Source organism: Aquabacterium sp., from assembly GCF_035476535.1.
Classification (GTDB): domain Bacteria; phylum Pseudomonadota; class Gammaproteobacteria; order Burkholderiales; family Burkholderiaceae_C; genus Pseudaquabacterium.
In genome coordinates, this window is record NZ_DATILJ010000035.1 from 1 (window position 1) to 20,236 (window position 20,236).

The 20,236-nt window shown below is 68.6% G+C and carries 19 protein-coding genes and 1 tRNA gene; 11 read left to right on the forward strand and 9 right to left on the reverse strand.

What is annotated here, in order from left to right; all coding sequences use genetic code 11:
- Positions 1–155 precede the first annotated feature (155 nt).
- Positions 156–827: a RadC family protein gene (gene radC, locus VLK61_RS03925; RefSeq protein ID WP_325418513.1), complete on the reverse strand. Its 672-nt coding sequence runs from the start codon at positions 825–827 to the stop codon at positions 156–158.
- 91 nt (positions 828–918) lie between these two features.
- Between radC and VLK61_RS03930 the strand changes: the two genes are divergently transcribed.
- From VLK61_RS03930 to VLK61_RS03965, 8 genes are all read left to right on the forward strand, one after another.
- Positions 919–1,362: an FKBP-type peptidyl-prolyl cis-trans isomerase gene (locus VLK61_RS03930; protein WP_325418515.1), complete on the forward strand. Its 444-nt coding sequence runs from the start codon at positions 919–921 to the stop codon at positions 1,360–1,362.
- A complete protein-coding gene (ispH, locus tag VLK61_RS03935) occupies positions 1,362–2,345 on the forward strand; it encodes a 4-hydroxy-3-methylbut-2-enyl diphosphate reductase (protein ID WP_325418517.1) in 984 nt (327 codons plus the stop codon). The genes VLK61_RS03930 and ispH overlap by 1 nt, the downstream gene beginning before the upstream one ends.
- Positions 2,346–2,439: 94 nt before the next feature.
- Positions 2,440–3,735 (forward strand): serine--tRNA ligase, encoded by a 1,296-nt coding sequence (serS, locus tag VLK61_RS03940; RefSeq protein ID WP_325418522.1) that lies wholly within the window; start codon positions 2,440–2,442, stop codon positions 3,733–3,735.
- Between the two features lie 82 nt (positions 3,736–3,817).
- Positions 3,818–3,908 (forward strand) — tRNA-Ser (locus tag VLK61_RS03945).
- Between the two features lie 243 nt (positions 3,909–4,151).
- The gene (locus tag VLK61_RS03950; RefSeq protein WP_325418524.1) at positions 4,152–5,111 is read left to right on the forward strand and encodes a hypothetical protein; all 960 of its coding nucleotides are present in this window, start codon (positions 4,152–4,154) and stop codon (positions 5,109–5,111) included.
- Between the two features lie 95 nt (positions 5,112–5,206).
- Positions 5,207–5,731: a Spy/CpxP family protein refolding chaperone gene (locus VLK61_RS03955; protein ID WP_325418526.1), complete on the forward strand. Its 525-nt coding sequence runs from the start codon at positions 5,207–5,209 to the stop codon at positions 5,729–5,731.
- Between the two features lie 131 nt (positions 5,732–5,862).
- Positions 5,863–6,570: a response regulator transcription factor gene (locus VLK61_RS03960; RefSeq protein WP_325418528.1), complete on the forward strand. Its 708-nt coding sequence runs from the start codon at positions 5,863–5,865 to the stop codon at positions 6,568–6,570.
- A gap of 13 nt (positions 6,571–6,583) precedes the next feature.
- Positions 6,584–8,053, forward strand: a complete 1,470-nt coding sequence (locus VLK61_RS03965; protein WP_325418529.1) for a sensor histidine kinase — start codon at positions 6,584–6,586, stop codon at positions 8,051–8,053.
- Between the two features lie 70 nt (positions 8,054–8,123).
- Here the strand turns inward: VLK61_RS03965 and VLK61_RS03970 are convergent, their stop codons facing one another.
- Together VLK61_RS03970 and VLK61_RS03975 are read right to left on the reverse strand one after the other, a co-directional pair.
- A complete protein-coding gene (locus VLK61_RS03970) occupies positions 8,124–9,500 on the reverse strand; it encodes an MATE family efflux transporter (protein ID WP_325418531.1) in 1,377 nt (458 codons plus the stop codon).
- The gene (locus tag VLK61_RS03975; protein ID WP_325418533.1) at positions 9,497–9,961 is read right to left on the reverse strand and encodes a DUF3717 domain-containing protein; all 465 of its coding nucleotides are present in this window, start codon (positions 9,959–9,961) and stop codon (positions 9,497–9,499) included. Before VLK61_RS03975 ends, VLK61_RS03970 begins: the two co-directional genes overlap by 4 nt.
- Before the next feature lie 198 nt (positions 9,962–10,159).
- Here VLK61_RS03975 and VLK61_RS03980 point away from each other — a divergent pair, with 198 nt between their 5' ends.
- Positions 10,160–10,888 (forward strand): DUF1223 domain-containing protein, encoded by a 729-nt coding sequence (locus VLK61_RS03980; RefSeq protein WP_325418535.1) that lies wholly within the window; start codon positions 10,160–10,162, stop codon positions 10,886–10,888.
- A gap of 54 nt (positions 10,889–10,942) precedes the next feature.
- Here the strand turns inward: VLK61_RS03980 and VLK61_RS03985 are convergent, their stop codons facing one another.
- The 3 genes from VLK61_RS03985 to VLK61_RS03995 form a co-directional block, all read right to left on the reverse strand.
- Entirely contained in the window at positions 10,943–12,346 is a 1,404-nt protein-coding gene (locus VLK61_RS03985) for a DEAD/DEAH box helicase (protein ID WP_325418537.1), read from the reverse strand.
- A 407-nt stretch (positions 12,347–12,753) separates the two neighbouring features.
- On the reverse strand, positions 12,754–13,707 hold the full coding sequence (locus VLK61_RS03990; RefSeq protein WP_325418539.1) for a pyridoxamine 5'-phosphate oxidase family protein: 954 nt from the start codon (positions 13,705–13,707) through the stop codon (positions 12,754–12,756).
- Entirely contained in the window at positions 13,704–14,339 is a 636-nt protein-coding gene (locus VLK61_RS03995) for a glutathione S-transferase family protein (RefSeq protein ID WP_325418541.1), read from the reverse strand. Before VLK61_RS03995 ends, VLK61_RS03990 begins: the two co-directional genes overlap by 4 nt.
- 115 nt (positions 14,340–14,454) lie before the next feature.
- Between VLK61_RS03995 and VLK61_RS04000 the strand changes: the two genes are divergently transcribed.
- Positions 14,455–15,399 (forward strand): LysR family transcriptional regulator, encoded by a 945-nt coding sequence (locus tag VLK61_RS04000; protein ID WP_325418543.1) that lies wholly within the window; start codon positions 14,455–14,457, stop codon positions 15,397–15,399.
- Here the strand turns inward: VLK61_RS04000 and VLK61_RS04005 are convergent.
- The 3 genes from VLK61_RS04005 to trhA all read right to left on the reverse strand — a co-directional run bounded on the left by VLK61_RS04005 (position 15,381) and on the right by trhA (position 19,684).
- The gene (locus VLK61_RS04005) at positions 15,381–17,177 is read right to left on the reverse strand and encodes an ATP-binding protein (protein ID WP_325418544.1); all 1,797 of its coding nucleotides are present in this window, start codon (positions 17,175–17,177) and stop codon (positions 15,381–15,383) included. The genes VLK61_RS04000 and VLK61_RS04005 overlap by 19 nt on opposite strands.
- Before the next feature lie 125 nt (positions 17,178–17,302).
- Positions 17,303–18,901, reverse strand: a complete 1,599-nt coding sequence (locus VLK61_RS04010) for a GMC family oxidoreductase (protein ID WP_325418546.1) — start codon at positions 18,899–18,901, stop codon at positions 17,303–17,305.
- Positions 18,902–19,036: 135 nt separating this feature from the next.
- Positions 19,037–19,684 carry a PAQR family membrane homeostasis protein TrhA gene (gene trhA / locus VLK61_RS04015; protein WP_325418548.1) on the reverse strand — a complete coding sequence of 216 codons (648 nt, stop codon included), beginning with the start codon at positions 19,682–19,684 and terminating at the stop codon, positions 19,037–19,039.
- A 244-nt stretch (positions 19,685–19,928) separates the two neighbouring features.
- On the opposite strand from trhA, the gene VLK61_RS04020 reads away from it, so the two are divergent.
- Positions 19,929–20,144: a cold-shock protein gene (locus tag VLK61_RS04020; RefSeq protein WP_325418550.1), complete on the forward strand. Its 216-nt coding sequence runs from the start codon at positions 19,929–19,931 to the stop codon at positions 20,142–20,144.
- Positions 20,145–20,236: the final 92 nt, after the last annotated feature.

The following is a 20,236-nucleotide window of genomic DNA, read 5'->3' on the forward strand; positions in this document are numbered from 1 at the left end:
CCGGTGCACCGGGCCGACGCTGCGCGCGAACAAGTCATGCTGGGTCTGCAGCCGGCGCTGGTGTTCGCGCTCGCGCGCGGCGTGCTCCGCGGCTTCGCGCTGGGCACGAGCCATCGCCTCGCGCAAGGCGCCGAGTTCGGCGAGGCTGCGCACTTTCACAGCAAGCCTCGTTCGGCGAACGACACCACGCAGCCCTGGCCGACCACCAGGTGATCGAGCACGCGCACATCGATCAGCTGCAGCGCGTTCTTCAGCGTCATCGTCAGGAATTCATCGGCGCGCGAGGGTTCGGCCAGGCCGGAAGGGTGGTTGTGCGCCAGGATCACCGCACCGGCGTTCAGCGTCAGAGCCTTGCGCACGACCTCGCGCGGGTAGACGCTGGCCTGGTTCAGCGTGCCGCGGAACATCTCGTCCAGCTGGATCAGCCGGTGCTGGCTGTCCAGGAACAGCACTGCGAATACCTCGTGCGGCAGCGCGCCGAGCTGCAGCTGCACGTACTCCTTCACGCTGGCCGGTGAATCGAAGACCGGTGCGGCGACGAGCTTCTGCATCAGCGAGCGCCGCGCCATCTCCACCACCGCGGCCAGTTCGGCGCGCTTGGCCGGCCCCAGGCCCTTGAACTTGAAATCGGCTGGCGATGCATGCAGCAGGCCGGCAAAACCGCCGAAGTGCTGGAGCACCCCCTCGGCCAACTGCAGCACGCCCAGGCCCTTGAAGCCGGTGCGCAGCAGCAGCGCCAGCAACTCGGCATCGGCCAGCGCGGCCGGGCCCAGCGCCAGCAGTTTTTCTCGTGGCCGCGCCGCGGCTGGCAGATCCTTGATCGACATGGACTTCGGTGGCCCCGGCCCCGGCGGCCCACCCTCGTAGAATTGCGGTCAGTCTATTCGCTCGATCCGAGCGGCCAACACCCCCTTTAGTGTGATCACCATTCAGGAGGGGTCGTTCCTGACCCTGCATTACCGACTCGCCGGCCCCGATGGCGCCGACGTGGTCAACACCTTCGCCGGGCAGCCCGCGACGCTGTCGCTGGGTGCCGGCCAGCTGGCGCCTGCCATCGAACATCAGCTGCTGGGCCTGGCCGAAGGCGCGCATCACACCTTCGAGCTGCCGGCCGGGGCGGCCTTCGGCGAGCGCAACCCGGACATGCTGCAGCGCGTGAAGCTGTCGCTGCTGCACGAGCTGGGCGACCCCGATGCCAGCTACAGCAGCGGCGACGTGGTGCAGTTCCCGACGCCGGACGGGCAGGGCGCCTACGCCGGCGTGGTGCGCGAGGTGGGCGACGACTGGCTGCTGTTCGACTTCAACCATCCGCTGGCCGGCCAGCCCGTCACCTTCGAGGTGCGGGTTGTGGGCATCTTGTGATGACGCCAGCCGCGCGCCCTCACGACGTCAGCGAGGTGCTGCTGGCCGAGCCGCGCGGTTTCTGCGCCGGCGTCGACCGCGCGATCGAGATCGTCGAGCGAGCGCTCATCCGCTTCGGCGCGCCGATCTATGTGCGCCATGAGATTGTTCACAACACCTACGTCGTCAACGACCTGAAGACCAAGGGAGCGATCTTCATCGAAGACCTGGCCGATGTGCCGCCGGGCGCCACGCTGGTGTTCAGCGCGCATGGCGTCAGCCGCGCGGTGCGCGACGAGGCCGATGCACGTGGCTTCCAGGTCTTCGATGCCACTTGCCCGCTGGTCAGCAAGGTGCATGTGGAAGTGGCCAAGCTGGCCAAGGAAGGCTACGAGTTCGTGATGATCGGCCACAAGGGCCACCCCGAGGTCGAAGGCACGATGGGCCAGCTGTCCGAGGGCATCTATCTGGTCGAGGACGTGGCCGATGTCGCGCAGGTTCAGCCGCGCGGCGACAAGCTGGCGGTGGTGACGCAGACCACGCTGTCGGTCGACGACGCCGCCGAGATCCTGGCCGCGGTGAAGGCCCGCTTCCCGTGGGTGCGTGAACCCAAGCAGCAGGACATCTGCTACGCCACGCAGAACCGGCAGGATGCGGTGAAGCTGCTGGCGCCGCAGGTGGACATCGTCATCGTGGTCGGCAGCCCGACCAGCAGCAACAGCAACCGCCTGCGTGAACTGGCCGAACGGCTGGGCACGCCGTCGCACATGGTCGATGCGGCGGAGGATCTGCAGCCTGCATGGTTCGAAGGCCGGCCGCGTGTGGGCCTGACCGCGGGCGCGTCGGCGCCGGACATCCTGGTGCAGCAGGTCATCGTGCGCTTGAAGGCGCTGGGCGCGCTGAGCGTGCGGCGGCTGGCCGGCGTCGAAGAGACGGTGCACTTCCCACTGCCCAAGGGCTTGGGCGACAAGTCGATGAGCGCGTTCTCCTCCTCTCGATCTTGAGCCCGGCCGTTCGTCTGCACTCTCTCTTCCAGACACAGCAACGGCACCCCCGAGGTGCCGTTTCTACAATCGCTCCCAGATTCGAAGGACCACCATGCTCGACATCACCCAGCTGCGACGCGACCTGAACGCCGTCGTCGCCAAGCTCGACACCCGCAAGACGCCACAAGCCTTCCTCGACGTCGCCCGCTTCACGGCGCTGGAAGCCGAACGCAAGACTTTGCAGACTCGCACCGAGGAACTGCAGGCCAAGCGCAATGCCTTCAGCAAGCAGATCGGCCAGCTCAAGGGCAAGGGCGAAGACACCAGCGCGCTGATGGCCGAGGTCGCTGGCATCGGCGATGCGATGAAGGCCGGCGCCGAGCGGCTGGAGGCGATCCAGGGTGAACTGGCGCTGATGCTGATGAGCGTGCCCAACCTGCCGGATGTCAGCGTGCCGGTCGGCCTCGACGAGACCGCGAATGTCGAAGTGCGCCGCTGGGGCACGCCGCAGACTTACGACTTCAGCGTCAAGGACCATGTCGACCTGGGCGCGCCGCTGGGGCTGGACTTCGAGACCGGCGCCTTGCTCAGCGGCTCGCGCTTCACCTTCATGAGGGGCAAGATCGCGCGGCTGCACCGGGCCCTTGCGCAGTTCATGCTGGACGTGCAGACGACGGAGCATGGCTACACCGAGTGCTACACGCCCTACATCGTCAACCGCGAGATCCTGGAGGGCACCAGCCAGCTGCCGAAGTTCAAGGAAGACATGTTCTGGGTGCTTCGTGGCGGTGACGAGGATCAGCCCGAGCAGTACCTGATCTCGACCTCGGAGATCTCGCTAACCAACACCGTACGCGGCCAGATTCTGAAAGCCGAAGACCTGCCGGTGAAGCTGACGGCGCACAGCCCCTGCTTCCGCTCGGAAGCTGGCTCGGCAGGGCGCGACACGCGCGGCATGATCCGCCAGCATCAGTTCGACAAGGTCGAGATGGTGCAGGTGGTGCAGCCCGAGCAGAGCCCGGCGGTCCTCGAAGAAATGGTCGGCCACGCCGAGGCCATCCTGCAGAAGCTGGAACTGCCGTACCGTGTGATGCTGCTGTCGACCGGCGACATGGGTTTCGGCGCGGTGAAGACCTACGACCTGGAAGTCTGGTTGCCGGCGCAGAACACCTACCGCGAAATCAGCTCGTGCTCGGACTGTGGCGCGTTCCAGGCGCGGCGCATGCAGGCACGCTACCGCAACGCCCAGGGCAAGACCGAACTGGTGCACACGCTCAACGGCTCGGGCCTGGCAGTGGGCCGCACGCTGGTGGCGGTGCTGGAGAACCACCAGCAGGCCGACGGCAGCATCCGCGTGCCTGCCTTGCTGCGCCCTTACCTGGGCGGTGTGGACGTGTTGAGGGCCTGAGCTGCCAGCGCCCGCAAGCGGGCGCAGAAGATTGGGCTAGAATGCGCGCTTCACTCGTCGACCACGAGAGAACGGCACATCAGGAGAGGTGGCAGAGTGGTCGAATGTACCTGACTCGAAATCAGGCGTACGGTAACCCCGTACCGTGGGTTCGAATCCCACCCTCTCCGCCAGACCAGCAAAACGGGCCCCAGGGCCCGTTTTGTCTTTCTGCCGACCCGCTGTTCGGAGATCCTGTCCCTGGCGTTCAGACCCGACTCGTGATGTCGTCGTTGAGCTAGCGCGTGAAGTCCTCGACATCCGTGGCCATCGGTGTCGCGCCCGGTGCCGCTCAGGTGAGACGGATGCCGGCGCAGGTCGCGGGCGTGCGCTGACGCGGCGCTGAGCCAGTTTCCACCCAGGCACAATCGACGCCCATGCGGTGTCCTGCTGGCCTGGCGCGTCTGAGCAGCGTGGTGTGTTCCCTGGCGATGATCGCCGGCTGCGCCACGCACTCGGCCGACACCCAGCCGCGGCCGACCGACCCGGCCGCCTATGCCGGCTGGGCCTGCGCGCGGCTGTTCGACGAGATCGACAGCGTGCAGCAGCGTGCCGCCGATGTGGCCTACGCGGTGGACACGCGCGTGGGCAACAACATGATCGCGCTGGGCATCGGCATCACGGTGTTCTGGCCGGCGCTGATGGCCATGCGCCCGACCGGCATCGACGCAACCGAACTGGCCGACCTGCGCGGCCGCTTCGAGGCCATGCAGCACTCCGCCAACGCGCGCGGCTGCGGCCCGGCGCCGACGCCGCAGATGGCGGCCTCGCATGCGGCCATGCTGCCCGTGGCGCCTGGCGACCGCCTGGTCTACGAAGACCGAGTCGGCAACAACGGCAGCCTGCACGAACTTGGCATGCGGGTGGCCGCGCTGCGCCGCGACCAGATCGAGTTCCGCCTCGACCTTGACGGCCAGCCCTTGTCGCAGCTGTGGCGCCAGGACCTGGCCGGCAATCCGGTGCTGGAAACGCGGCAGGCGCTGATCGGCTGGCAACACCTGCTGCAGCGCGACCTGAGCCTGGGCCAGGTGCTCAGCGGCGAGCTCAGCGCGGCCGGCGAAGCGCGAGCTTCGGCCCGGGTGCGCGGCCAGGTGGTGGCCATCGGCCCGCAACTGATGGCCGGCCGATCCTTCGATGTGGCGGTGATCGAACTCTTCGGCGACGCGCCGGCGAATGACGCATCAAATGGCCCGGAAACATCCACCAGCACGCGGCTCGACGGCGTGATGGCCGTCGACCGCCGCAGCGGCGTGCTGATGCGGCTGGAGCTGCGCTGCGCCAACAGCCGCTTCGCCTTGCGCCGGCGCCTGCTGCGCGTCGAGACGGACGTGCACTGATCGCTTTACCGATCTTTACCGCTACTACGGCACCCCGACAAGGCCGACTCGCAGAATTCTTTTCACGGCAGATCCTGTCGATGAGGTGAAGACACATGACGAGTTCCAAGACAAGCCGGGCCGGCAGCGGCTGGCGCATGGCCGGTGCCACCTTGCTGGTGGCGCTGGCGGGTACCGTGGCGCAAATGGCCCAGGCCATGCCGGGTGGTCCGATGGGTGGCCACGGGGGGCATGGCGGCGGCATGATGATGATGTCCGGCCGCGCGCTGCAGGCCGTGGGCGCCACTGCGGACCAGCAGACCCGCATCCACGACATCTTCAAGGCCGCCCGCGACGACGTGCGCAAGCAGCATGAAGCGGCCGGCGATCTGCGCGCGCAGATGATGCAGGTCTTCACCGCCACCGCGGTGGATGCCCGCGCCGCCGAAGCGGTGCGCGTCAAGATGGCCGCGGTGCGCGAGGCCGACAGCAAGCGCATGCTGCAGGCGATGATCGACGCCAGCGCGGTGCTCTCGCCCGAACAGCGCCAGAAGCTGACCGAAGAAATGAGCAAGCGCCGCGAGATGATGCAGCGCCATCAGCGCGAACGGTCTTCGACGGACGGCCCGGCCAAGCGTTGAGCCCGGAAGCCTGTTCTTGAAAGTGTTCGCTCCGGCACGCCACGTGCCGGGGCGTTTTTGTTTTCGGATACTCGGGCCTTCGGGGTCGAGCGGATGTTGAAGGGAAAAGCGCAACGCGCAAGGGTGCTGCCATGAATTCACGATTGCTGTTGATCGACGATGACGCCCGCCTGACCGCGATGGTCGGCGACTACCTGCGCGGCAACGGCTACGAAGTCGACACCGCCGGTTCGCTGGCCGCCGGCCGCGAACGCCTGCGCAGTGGCGGCTTCGACGCGCTGGTGCTGGACCTGATGCTGCCCGACGGCGACGGCCTGGACCTGACCCGCGAACTGCGCGCCGATGCGCGCCTGAAGCGCCTGCCGCTGCTGATGCTCACCGCCCGCGGCGAGCCGTTGGACCGCGTGGTCGGGCTGGAACTCGGTGCCGACGACTACCTGCCCAAGCCCTTCGAGCCGCGGGAGCTGCTGGCCCGCATCAAGGCCTTGCTGCGCCGCGCCGAGCCCGACCTGGGCAGCAACGACGTGCTGCGTTTCGGCAAGCTGGAGATCGACCTGGGCGCGCGCCAGGCGCGCATCGACGGCAAGGCCTGCGACCTGACCGGCCACCAGTTCGACCTGCTGGTGGTGCTGGCGCAAAGCGCCGGCCGCGTGCTGTCGCGCGACCAGATCATGGACGCGCTGAAGGGCCACCCGATGGAGGCTTTCGACCGCAGCATCGACGTGCATGTCTCGCGCATCCGCGCCTGCATCGAGGACGACCCCAAGTGCCCGAAACGGGTGCTGACGGTGCGCGGCTCGGGCTATGTCTTCGCACGCAAGCAGGACACTGAAGAGTGAAAGCAGTCCCGGCGTGAAATCGCTGTACCTGCGCATCTGGCTCACCGTGGTGGCCGCGCTGGCGCTGTTTGCGCTGATCTCCGGCTGGCTGTGGCAGCGCCATCTCGAGCAGGAGCGAGCGCGTTTCGAGGCCGTGGCCAGCGAGCGCGTGTCGGCCTGGGCCGACTTGCTCGAGCGCTCGCTGCCGGCGGCCGATGCCCCGCCGCGCGAGCAGGCCGACGCGCTGCGCGAGTGGTCGGTCCGGCTGCGCATGCCGATGGCGCTGGACGATGCCAAGGGCCGGCGCATCGGCGCTTCCGAGAGCTTCCTGCGGCGCGAGGCCGATAGCGGCGCGCCGGCCATGTCCGTGCGGCTGGACGATGGCCGCACGCTGTGGATCGCCCGACGCCTGTTCCGCCGCCAGTTGACACCGGGCGAGCCGGCGCCCCCGGATGGGCCGCCGGGCACGGAGGGGCCGCGTGGCGGGCCCTTGGGCCCGGACGGGCCGCGCGGCGATATGCCGCGCACTGATCTCCCGCGCGGCGACGGCTCGGCGCCAGGCCTGCGGCCGCCCTTGCCGGGGGGCTTGCAGGTGCCGCCTTCGCTGCGTGTGTCGATGCTGCCGGCGATGGGCTTGGGCTTGCCCTCGGCGCTGGGCCCGGCGCTGCTGCTGGGCCTGCTGCTGCTGGCCGTGGCGGCGGGGGCCTACCCGGTGGTGCGCCGGCTCACGCGCCGGCTGGAATCGCTGAAGCAGGGTGTCGAGGCCTTCGGCGCCGGCCAGCTGGGCCAGCGCGTCGACGAAGCCGGCAGCGACGAAGTGGCGGCGGTGGCCACCACCTTCAACCGCGCGGCCGAGCGCATCGAGACCCTGGTGCGCTCGCACCAGAGCCTGCTGGCCAATGCCAGCCACGAATTGCGCTCGCCCTTGGCGCGGCTGAAGATGGCGGTGGCCCTGTACGCCGATGCCGGCGACACCAGCCGGCCGGCGCTGCGCAAGGAAATCGACGCCAACGTCGCCGAACTCGATGCACTGGTCGAAGAAGTGCTGTTGGCCAGTCGGCTCGATGCATCCCAGGCGCTGGACCGCGAGGACCAGATTGACTTGCTCGGCGTGGCGGCCGAAGAGGCCGCACGCGTCGGCGCCCAGGCCGGCGGCGAGGCGGTGCTGCTGCACGGCAGCGAACGGCTGCTGCGCCGGGCGCTGCGTAACCTGCTGGAGAACGCACGCCGCTATGGTGGCGACGAGGTCACGGTCGACGTCGTCCGTGCCGGTGCCGGCATCGAGGTGCGGGTATGCGACCGCGGCCCCGGCGTGCCCGAGCCGTTCCGCGAGCGCATCTTCGAAGCCTTCTTCCGGTTGCCCGGCCACGCCGAGCGTGAAGGCGGTGTCGGTCTGGGCCTGAGTCTGGTGCGCCAGATCGCCGAGCGCCATGGCGGCAGCGTGCGTTGCGAGCCTCGGCAGGCTGGCGGCAGTCGCTTCGTGCTGAGCCTGCCGGCAAGTTGAGGCGGCCGACATCGGCGCAGCGCGCGTGTCAGCGAATCTCAGGCGCGCGCAGGAATCCCGGTGGGCGGACTCAGGCTCTCTGCCGTTGCTGCCTGAGCATCCAGATCAGGAACAAGGCCAGCGCCGTCGCGGCCAGTGCCAGACCGGCCGTCGCGGCGATCCAGAAGCCCCGCGCGCCTTGCCAGGCCAGCGGTGCGATGTGCCAGCTGTCGAAGGCCAGCACGTAGCCGCCGGCCAGGCCCACGCCCCACAGCGCCACCGCGTAGATCACCAGCGGCACCGTGGCAATGCGCCAGGCCCGCAGCACGAACGCGGCCACGGTCTGCACCGCATCGGCGGCGTGGAACAGCGCCACCCAGGCCACCAGCGGCAGCGCTGCGGCCACCACCGCTGGGTTGTTGGTATACAGCCGCACGACAGCTTCTCGCCCCACGAAGACCACGCTGCCGACCACCACCGCGACCAGGAGCGTGAACTGCAAGCCGTGCCAGCCGAGGCGCCGGGCATCGCGCAGATCATCGGCGCCGATGCGCTGGGCCACCAGCGTGCTGGTGGCGTTGGACAGACCCAGCGGCATCATGAAGAGCAGCGCCACCAGATTCGCGGCGATCTGGTGCCCGGCCACCGGTATGTCGCCGAGGCGGGCGATGAAGATCGCCATGAAGGCGAAGCCCGTCACTTCGATCAGGATCGCCAGGCCCATCGGCACACCCAGCCGCAGCAGGGCTTTCAGCGAAGCCCAGTGCGGCGGCAACAGGCCGCGGCCGCGCAGATGGAATTGGCGATAGAACGGGTCGCGCCGCAACACCACCAGCGCCACCAGCACCTGCGCCCACATCGCGATCAGCGTGGCGATGCCGCAGCCTTGCACGCCCATCGCCGGCACACCCCAGGCTGGCACGCCGGAGATCAGCGCGATCGACAGCGGCACCTTCAGACCCAGACCGGCGATTTGCAGCGCCATCACCGCCTTGGGCCGCGACACCGCGACATTGAAGCCGCGGTAGGCGGTGAACAGCAGCGAGGCGGGCAGCGAGAACGCCAGCGCCAGCAAGTAGCCGCGTACTTTGTGTGCCACTTCCGGCGAGGCCTTGGACAGCGCCAGGAAGGGCGCTGGAAAGGCCAGCACCAGGCTGCCGGCGATCGTCAAGCCCAGCGCCAGCCACACCGCCTGGTGCAGCTGGTGCCCGGCCTCTTCCAGGCGCTGGGCGCCGAACAACTGGCCGACGATGGGGCTCACTGCCAGCACCACGCCCATCAGACCGATGAACACCGTGACGAAGGCCGCCGAGCCCACGGCCAGCGCGGCCAGGTCGGTGGCGGAATGGCGCGCCACCAGCACCGTGTCGACGGTGGAGAACCCCAGCACCGCGAGCTGGCCGATGAACACCGGCCAGGCCAGCGGCGTGATGCGGCGCACGCTGGCGGCGAAGCTGTCGGCCGTCATCGGGCCGGTGGGGTGGGCGCCGCCAGGGCGTCGGGCGGCGGGTGGGCGATGCCGCTGGCCAGGCGGGCCCGTTCGGCGTAGCGGTTGAAGCGCCACGCCGTGTTCTCCATCGTGATGCGGCGCCAGACCAGGCGTTTTTCGGCCGGGCTCATCTGCGGCCAGTGCTGCACCTCGCCTTCGGTGCGGCCGCAGCCCTTGCACAGCGCGTCGCCCTGCGCGGTGGAGCAGATGGCGATGCAGGGCGCGTCCGGCGTATGCGCGTACCAGGCCAGCCAGGCCTCACGCGCAGCGGCCGGCATGCTGGTTTCGTCGGCCAGCGGCTCGTGGTAGTACACCATCAGCGCATACACCTCGGCCAGCGCGCGCACCTCGGCGCAGGCGGTGATGCCGTCCGGCGAGGGCGAACGCTCGCGCCACCAGTTGATGGCCGATTCGATGTCGGTGATGTGGATGCCGGCCATGCCGCGGTGGTGCCGTGTCAGGGGCTCAGGTCACGAGGGGGCGGCAAGGATAGCGTGTTCAACCCGCCCGGCGCGGTACGGGGATGTTTCAGTCGCGGCGCCGGATCATCAGTTCGGCGTAGCCGGTGCCCGGGTCCAGGCTCATCCGGTGATTCTCCCGCTGGAGTAAGACCGGCGGTCATCCATCGACCAAGCAACATGACGAACCCATCGCGATGGGCCGCCGCACTGGTGGCGCTGGGGGCTACGGCTCTGTCGGCACAGGCGCAGCGCTGCGAAGCGACGTCCGGCCCGCAGCAGGCGCTGCTGGTGGAGCTGTACACCTCGGAAGGCTGCAACTCCTGTCCGCCGGCGGATCGCTGGTTGTCGATGCTGAAGTCGCGGCCCGAGGTGCTGGCTGCGGCCTTTCATGTCGACTACTGGGACCGGTTGGGCTGGAAGGACCGCTTCGGCAGCGCGCGCTTCACTGAGCGTCAGGCCGAGCAGCAGGCTTCGTCCGGTGCAGGCTTCAGCTACACGCCGCAGGTGCTGGTGAACGGTCGCGACTGGCGGCGTTGGCCTGCATTGCCGGCCATGGCGGCAGCAGCAGCGATCGTGCAGATTCATCTGTTGCGCGACAACGACCAACGGGTCTCCGTGCAGGTCACGCCGCAACCCGGCGCGCCGGCAAGGCTGGCGGCCTGGTGGGCATTGCTGGAGGATGGCCATGTCTCGGCCGTCAAGGCCGGCGAGAACAGTGGTGTGACGCTGCAACACGACCATGTCGTGCGGGCCTATGGCCGGCAGCCGGCCTGGGCCGCGGCGGCGCGCCATTGGCCGCTGGATGTGCCGCGCCGGGGAGAAGGCGGGCGGGCGACGCGGCTGCTGCTCGTCGTGACCGACGGTCGCAGTGGTGCGCCACTGCAGGCCGTGCAATTGGGCTGTTAGGAGGAGGGCTGCCGGTAAGCGCAGCCTGCCTCCATCATCAACCCGCGCTGGTGATCAGCGCTCGAAGCCACCGCGGCGCGGGCCGCTGGGCTTGCCGGCGCCGAATTCACGCGGGCCACCGCGTGATTTGCCCGGGCCGCCGAAGCCCGGCTTGCGCGGCGCGCCGAAGCTCTTGCCGGCCGGCTTGCCGAACGAGCGCTCCGACGAAGGCTTGGTGTCCGACGGCGCCGGCATCTTTGGCTCCAGGCCGGCCACCACCGAGGCGGTAATGCGCTGCGTCGTGAAACGTTCGATGCGGCGGATCATGCCCACATCGCGGCGCTCGGCCAGCGTGATCGCCAGGCCGGTGCGGCCGGCGCGGCCGGTGCGGCCGATGCGGTGCACGTAGTCTTCGGCCTTCATCGGCAGGCCGTAGTTGATGACGTGCGTGATGGTCGGCACGTCGATGCCGCGCGACGCGACATCGGTGGCCACCAGCACGCGCAGCTGGCGGTGGCGCAAGTCCTGCAGCACGCGGTTGCGGCGGCCTTGCGGCATGCCGCCATGCAGCGCGGCGACCGAATGGCCGATCTCGCCCAGCTTCCAGGCCAGCGCATCGGCATCGCGCTGCGTGCTGGTGAAGACCACGGCCTGGTCGACATCGCGGTCGGCCAGCAGCTGCTCCAGCAGCGCGTGCTTGTGGTGCAGGCTGTCGGCCCAGTGCAGGCGTTGTTCGATCTGCGCGTGCGTGTCGGTGTGCGACGCGACATTGATGCGCTGCGGGTCGCGCGTCAGGTCACTGGCCAGCTTGCCGACGGTGCCGGCGAACGTCGCGCTGAACATCAGCGTCTGACGTTCCTGCGGCAGCGCCTGGGCAATCGTGGTGATGTCGTCGATGAAGCCCATGTCCAGCATGCGGTCGGCTTCGTCGAGCACCAGCATTTCAACCTGGGACATGATGGCCGAGCCCGAGTTCATCAGGTCCAGCAGGCGGCCGGGGGTGGCGATCAGCACGTCCAGCGGGCCACGCAGCGCCTTCAATTGCGCGTGGTAGGGCACACCACCGACAACGTGTGCAATGCGCAGACCTTGCACGCCGCCGCCATAGACGACGAAAGCGCGGGAAACCTGCTGCGCCAGCTCACGCGTGGGCGCCAGCACGAGGATGCGCGGGCCGCTCGGGCCGCCCTTGGCACGCTTCTTTGCCGGGTCGTTGCGCGCATCAAGGATGCGTTGCAGCGCCGGCCAGACGAAGGCGGCAGTCTTGCCGCTGCCGGTCTTGGCCGAGACTTGCAGGTCACGGCCGGTCAGCGCGGCCGGCACGGCCAGCGCTTGCACGTCGGTCGGCGTGGGGTAGCCGGCGTGGGTGATGGCCTTCAGGATCTCGGGCGCCACGCCCAGGCTGTCGAAAGACGGGCCAGTCGGGGTGGTGGCGGCGGGGGCGGCCAACAGGGCCTCGTCTTGGGAATCGAAACTCATGGAACACTTTCATCGAACAGGCCATGCCCTCGGCGGCCAATGAGTGGCCACAACAGGGCACAGCCACGGCGCCGCCAGGAATGCGGTACCGCAGGTGGGGTCGCCAAGGGGAGCGGATGACAACGCGTGCAACGCGCCGACAGGCCCGAACATCTGGAGCGACGGCATCGCCGCCAACCAGGACTCGAGACTCGGCGTGTGCCCCTGCTCGGCTGTTGGTCAGCTGATCTGCAGGGCCCGGCTCGATGAGGGTCAGAGGGGATGAACGAACAACGCTGACCGAACAGACCTTTCGATCCAGCCGCCCGATCAGCGTTAACCCGGATTCTGACACAGGCGCGTGGAAAATGCGAGCGCGGCTTCGCGCTGCCCCTGAGTCGGTGGTGCTGGCAGAGCCAGTTACTGCATCAGGTGGGGGCCACCTGCCGCGCAAACTGCGGCGCGTACTGTGGTGCAGACCAGGTCAGGGGCAAGGCCGCGGCGCGCCACCAGCCCTGCGTGACCCGGCAGTGCAGCAGGCGCTGGGCGCCGGCAAATTCGGTCTGCGCCGGGCCTTGCTGCTGCAGCGTGGTGCTGACCGCGAGTTGCAGCATGTCGCCTGTGGCCGGATCGACGAACAGCAGTCCGGCATGCGGCCATTGATGCAGGTTGCCCAGCGTGTTGAACATCAAATTGCCCTGATAGTCGGGCAACACCAGGCGCGTACCGGCTGCATCGTCGACGATCTTCACGAAGCCGGGCAGGCCGCCGCGGTGCGACACGTCCACGCCTTCCGCGCGATCAGCGCCGATCTGCGCGCTGCTGGCGGTGGCGATGAACAGCGTGTCGGCCTTCGCGATCAGGGTGCGCGCGCTGGCGCTCAAGTGCGCCGATTCAACGCGCGCTGGTGCCGATCTGCGATCATTGACCACCATCGGCTCGCGCGCCTGGATGTACTTCGGGCAATTGCCGAAGCTCTGCTGCACCTGCACTGTGAAGCCGTCGTCGTTCAGCGCGCCGATCCGGCCATTCATGCGATTGCGCCGGCGGGTGTGCGGCTGCAGGCCCAGCAGGCCGATCGGTGCATCGGGTGCGATCAATGCCGCCACCGGATCGGCGGCAGCGGGCCAGGCGCCAACACGCAAAGTACGCGCATCGGGCGAGCTGATGAAGCCGAACGCGCCGGCCAGCATCGTCGCCCAGGGCTGGCCCTGGGGGTCGACGGCGCCGACCAGCAGCGTCGGCAGCTGCGTGAACAGCTCGCGATGCTGATCCGGCATGTGCTCGCGGATGATGCTGCGGCCGATGGCTGCCAGGCGTTGGTCCACGCCCAGCTGCGCCTGCAGCGCCACCTCGCCGGCATGAAAAGGCGCGTCGTTCATGATCCGCTCGTCGACAGAGTCGTGGCCGGCATCGCCACGAAGCCGGGCAGCGCTTCGATGCGCGCCAGCCAGGCGCGCAGCCTCGGGTACGTCTCCAGCGGGATGTTGCCTTCGGGCGCATGGGCGGTGTAGCTGTACATCGCGACATCGGCAATCGTCGGCGCGTTGTCGACCAGCCACGCGCGGGTTTGCAGATGCTGCTCGACGCGCTCGAACAACTGCTTGCCGATGGCCTGCGCCGCGCTGGCCTCGCCTTGTCCGGAGATGCACGACCAGCGTGCGATCGCCGGGCCACGATGCAAGGGCCCGGCGGCCACGCCCAGCCAGCGCTGTACCTCGGCCTGCACGCGCAGGTCCGTCGGCAGCCAGCGGCGGTCGGTGTCGTAACGCTGCGCCAGGTAGACCAGGATCGCGTTGCTGTCGGCCAGCGTGAAGTCACCGTCCTCGACCACCGGCACCTGGCCGAACAGGTTACGCGCCAGGAACTCGGGCGTCTGGTGCTCGCCGCGACGCAGGTCGACCTCGACGATTTGATACGGCAGGCCCAGCAGCGACAGCATCAGCTGCGCGCGGTGCGCATGGCCGGACAACGAGAAGCGGTACAGCGTGATCGGAGTGGCGGGGCGGGTCATGGCAGATCCTTCGTTAGGTGGCAGGTGGCCAGCGTAGCCACTGCGTACCAAGAACAGAATCCGCGGCAGACGTAGAAGAGAATTCCGCTTCACGCAATGCTCAACGGAGTGGCCGATGGATCACCTCGACACCTTGCGCACCTTTGTTGCGGTGGCCGATGCCGGCGGCTTTGCGAAGGCGGCGCGCCAGCGTGCGAGTTCGGCGCCGGCCGTCACGCGGGCCATCGGTGCGCTGGAGCGCCACCTGGGCACGCCGCTGCTGCACCGCACGACCCGCAGCTTGCGCTTGACCGAAGCCGGCGAGTCCTTCCTGGCCGATTGCCGCCGCATCCTGGGTGAGTTGGATGCCGCCGAAGCGGCGGTGACCGGCGTGCGCACGGAGCCGCGCGGTGTGCTGGCGGTGACGGCGCCGTCGCTGTTCGGTCGCCGCCATGTCGCGCCGCTGCTGCTGGACTTCCTGACGGCGCATCCGCAGGTCAGTGCACGGGCCTTCTTTGCCGACCGCGTGGTGCACCTGATCGACGAGGGCTACGACGTCGCGCTGCGCATCGCGCACCTGGCGGATTCGAGCCTGACTGCCGTGCCGGTGGGCGCCCTGCGCCGCGTGGTGGTGGCCTCGCCGGCCTACCTGGCGCAACACGGCGAGCCCCGCGCGCCGGCGGACCTGGCGACACACCTGGCGATCGGCTTCCATTTCGATGGCCGGGCCAGTGCACCGTGGCTGTTCAACAACCCGCGCGAAGTGGGCCAGCCGCAGCAGCGGCTGCTCGTCAACGCCATCGATGTGAAGATCGCCGCGGCCTGCGCTGGGCATGGCCTGGCGCGGACCTTGGCCTACCAGGTGACCGACGAGGTGCGCGACGGCCGCTTGTGCATCGTGATGGTCGAACATGAACCGCCGCCGGTGCCGGTACACCTGGTCTACCCGGCCGGGCGCATGGCGGCGGCCAAGGTGCGCAGCTTCGTCGGCTTCGCGGCCGAGCGCCTGCGCCAGGTGCCGGTGTTGCAGGGGCGCGGACTGGAGTCGCCGCAGGACGCGGCTCACGCCGCGGTCAGGTAACGCGCCAGCACACCGTGCAGCTGGTGTTCGCGGAAGGGCTTCGCGAGGTAGTCGTCCATGCCGGCGGCCAGGCAGGCTTGGCGGTCTTCTTCGGTGGCGTTGGCGGTGAGGCCGACGATGGGCAGCGGCGCAGCGCCGGCACTCGCTTCACGCTCGCGGATCTGGCGCGTGGCCTCGATGCCATCGAGCACCGGCATCTGGCAATCCATCAGTACCACGTCGAAGCGTTCGGCCAGCGTGCGCTGAACGGCCTGGTGACCGTCGGTCACGGTGTCGACGCCCAGGCCGGCACGGGCCAGCATCGCTTCGGCCACCATCGCATTGATGGGGTTGTCTTCGACCACCAGCACGCGGCCGCGCAGGATGGGGGGCTGGGCCGGCGCGGCGGGCACCGGGGGTGCGCCGTCGGCCAGGGGCAGCGTGAGCGTGAACTGCGCGCCCAGGCCCGGGTGGCCCAGGGCCTGCAGGTCGCCACCCATCAGCCGCGCCAGTTCGCGCGAGATGGCCAGGCCCAGCCCGGTGCCGCCGTGGCGGCGCTTGTTCGATGCGTCTTCCTGGTGGAAGGCCTCGAACAGGCGTTCGGCGTGTTCGGTCGGGAAGCCGCAGCCCGAATCGATCACCGCGATCGACGTGTGCCCGTCAGGCTTGCGCGACAGCTGCAGGCGGACACTGCCGCTGTCGGTGAACTTCAGCGCGTTGCCGCACAGGTTCATCAGCACCTGGCGCAAGCGGGCGACGTCGCCTCGCACCCAGCAAGGCGAGGGCAGCGGGGCCTCCAACTGGAATCCGAGCCCCTTGCTGACGGCTGATTGACGCGTCCATTCGGCCACTTCGGCGATCAGCGCGGCGAGGTCGAAGCTGCTGCTCGCGGCCTGCATCTGGCCGCTCTCGATGGTCGAGAAGTCCAGCACGTCATTGATCAGCGACAGCAGGTGCTCGCCGGCCTGCTCGATCGTCGCGATGCGCTGCTCGAACTCTTGCGGACTGGACAAGCGCGCACCGCGCAGTTGCTGGGCCATGCCCAGCATGCCGTGCAGCGGCGTGCGCATCTCGTGGCTCATGGTGGCCAGAAAGCGGCCTTTCACGGCGCTGTGCTGCTGGGCCAGCTCCATCGCCTGACGGCGCTGGTCGGCCAGCTCGTCCATGCGGTAGCGCAGCCGCAGTGTGGCCTCGGTGTGCGCCGAAGCGCGCCAGCCATCGATCAACATCAGGCCGACGAACATCGCCGTGCCGATGCCGGCGAAGAGGCTGATTTCGGTGCCGGCCCACAGTTGCCAGACTACCGTGGGCAGCAGCAGCGGCAGCACGAACGCGAGCATCGTGCGGTAGTGCTGCGACAACACGACAAAACCCACCGATGCGGTGCCAACCACCGTGGCCGCCATCAGCACCCCCAGCGGACTGCCGACGTCGGGCACCAGCCAGGTGCTGACGCTGCCGTAGACCAGGCCATCGGCGACATGGGCGACCTGGTAGTGCCGGAGCCAGCGGCCGGCCTCGGCCCGGCCCGCGCGGCGCTGCAACAGGTCGACGGCCACGCGCCACAGGCACACCACCAGTTTGGCACCCAGCCAGCCCAGCAGCAGCGCCGTGCTCACCTGCCCCCACAGCACCCAGCAGATCAGCAAGCTGAAGGGCAGGCCCAGCAGGTTGGCCAGGCGCGAGCGTTCGAACACCATCGAGGCCTGTGCCGCCAGGACCTTGGACTTCAGGCGCGGGCTGATCGGCCCGGCCGCGGGAGCGGCAGGCGGAGGCTCGGTCGAGGTGGGCGGTGGCATTCGCGAGGAGAAACCCGCCGATGCGGGTCTGCGCCGGATTATCCCCACGCCGGGTGCGGGCGTTGAGTGTGACTTTGCCGCTATGTGCCGCTGGGCGGCGCTGGATGACCGTTGGTCGGCAGCGGTCAGCCGACGCGCGCGTCGGCCTTGATCAGATCGGCCGCTTTCTCGGCCATCATGATCACCGGCGCATTGGTATTGCCGCTCACGATGCTGGGCATGATCGAGGCGTCGACCACCCGCAGCGCCTGCAGCCCGTGCACACCCAGCCGGGCATCGACGACATCCCCCTTGCCCGAGCCCATGCGACAGCTGCCGACCGGGTGGTAGATGGTGTCGGCGAACTGGCGCAGGTACTGGACGATCTCGGCATCGCTGCGGGCTTGAGCGGAACTGGCGAATTCACGCGCGCCCAGCCCGGCCAGCGCCGGCTGCGACAGCACTTGGCGCATCAGCTTGAAACCACGCACCATGCGGTCCAGGTCCTGCTCGTCGCCCAGGAAGTTCGGGTCGATGCGCGGTGCGGCCAGCGGGTCTTTGCTGGTCAGCTGCACACTGCCGCGGCTGGCCGGGTGCAGCAGGCAGACATGGCAGGAATAGCCATGGCCGAACACCGTCTTGCGGCCGTGGTCGACCAGCTTGCCGACGACGAAATGCAGCTGCAGGTCGGGCCGGCTCAGTTCCGGCCGGCTCTTCAGGAACGCGCCGCACTCGGCGAAATTGGTGGTCAGCGGCCCGCTGCGCTGGCGACGCCATTCAAGGATTGCCTGCACGGAGCGCCAGGCGCCGACCCACGACAGGCCGAACAAGTCCTTCAGCTGCGGTGCGTCGAACACCGAGACCACGTCCACGTGGTCATGCAGGTGCTGGCCGACACCGGGCAGGTCGTGCAATGCACGGACGCCGTGCTGCTGAAGGTGCGCGCCAGGACCGACGCCGCTGAGCATCAAGATCTGCGGCGATTGCAGCGCGCCGGCGCACAGCAGCACTTCGCGATGCGCCCGCACTTCGCGCAGCGCGCCGTCCTGGCGGTATTCGACGCCGATGGCCCGCTTGCCTTCGAACAGGATGCGGGTGGTGCGGGCGTGCGTGATGATCTGCAGATTCGGGCGCTGCAGGTTCGGCGTCAGATAGGCCTTGGCAGTGCTGCAACGCTCGCCGTTGCGGTGGGTCACCTGGTAGGGGCCTACGCCTTCCTGCGTGGCGCCGTTGAAGTCGGGGTTCAGCGGCAGGCCGGCCTGCACGCCCGCCTGCACGAAGGCCGGGCCATGGCGGTTCGGGCTGAGCAGATCCATCACGTTCAATGGGCCGCCGCTGCCGTGCCAGGCGTCGGCGCCGCGTTCGTTGTGCTCAGCCTTCTTGAAGTAGGGCAGCAACTCGTCGAAGGACCAACCGCTGTTGCCCTCGGCAGCCCAGCTGTCGTAGTCCTCGCGCTGGCCGCGGATGTAGATCATCGCGTTGACCGAGCTCGATCCGCCCAGTACCTTGCCGCGCGGCTGGTAGCCGTGGCGGCCATTCAGCCCGGGCTGCGGCACGGTCTCGAAGGCCCAGTTCGCATCGCCGGTCTTGGCCAGCAGCGCCAGCCCGGCGGGGCAGTGGATCAGCACGCTCTTGTCGGCGCCTCCGGCCTCGAGCAGGCAGACCTTGACCTGCGGGTCCTCGCTCAAGCGTGCGGCGAGCACCGAGCCGGCCGATCCCCCACCGACCACGACGTAGTCGAACATGTACTGCTGTCTCCATGATGTCGGCCGCATGGCCGTGCCCATGCGGGTCCGAAAATCATCATATCGACGGGCCGACGCGGCCCGGCGTGCGCCGGATCGCTTAGGTTCGACGGCCGCCTCTAAATGTTCTGCGGGTTAAACCGCATGCCATAGCGCGGCAAAGAAGTGGCAGGTGCTGCCCGCCATCACGAACAGGTGCCAGACGAAGTGCGCGAAGCGGATGCGGGCGTCGAACAGGAACACCACGGCGCCGGCGGTGTAGCACAGCCCACCGGCCACCAACCAGGCCAGGCCGGCGGTGGCCATGCGTTCGAACATCGGCTGCACGGCCACCACGGCGACCCAACCCATCGCCACATACAGGCCGGTGGACCACAGGGGATGCTTCAGCCGGTCCAGCAGCTTGGCGGCGACGCCCAGCACCGCGCAGGTCCACACCACGCCGAACAGCGACCAGCCCCAGCCACCGCGCAGCACGCCCAGCACGAAGGGCGTGTAGCTGCCGGCGATAAAGACATAGATCGCCGCGTGGTCCAACCGGTTGAGCCAGCGCTTGGCCTGGCCTTCGGGCACCGCGTGGTAGAGCGCCGAGATCAGGTACAGCACGATCATCGTCGCTGAAAACACGCTGGCGGCCACCACATTCACCGCGCCGCCGCGTTGGGCAGCGAAGACCACCAGGATCGGCATCGACGCCACGGCCAGCAGGAAGCCGATGCCGTGGCTGATGGCGTTGGCCAGTTCCTCGCCCCAGGTTTGTGGGCGCCCGTCGACAGTGCTCATGGATGTTGGCTACACACTGCAAAAGACCCTAACGGTTTGCTGCTACATTGCGGGGACAGACATGCACGAGGCCGTTTCCATAAGGTCTTATTCCCGAACCGTCTGTCCGGCGCTAACACGCCGGCAGACCGGCCCAGGTTTGAATCCCAGGTTCGACGTTTCTTGAGTGTCTCTGTCCGCAGTGGGTGTTGTGCCCACGCGGTATCGCCATTCTCTTTTGTCTTCCGCACAAGGAACATCCTGCATGAGCACCACCCAGACCGGCATCGTCAAATGGTTCAATGATGGCAAAGGCTTCGGCTTCATCACACCGGAAGACGGCAGCAAGGATCTGTTCGCCCACTTCAGCGAAATCCGCAACAGCGGCGGCTTCCGCAGCCTGCAAGAAAACCAGCGCGTCGAGTTCGAAGTGAAGCAGGGCCCCAAGGGCCTGCAAGCCGCGAACATCAAAGTGCTGTAAGCACCGGCGCTGCGTGCCCTGCGGGGCATGGCGGCAGCCCAAGAAAAAAACCGCAGCCTGTCGGGCCGCGGTTTTTTTTCGTTCGAATCTGG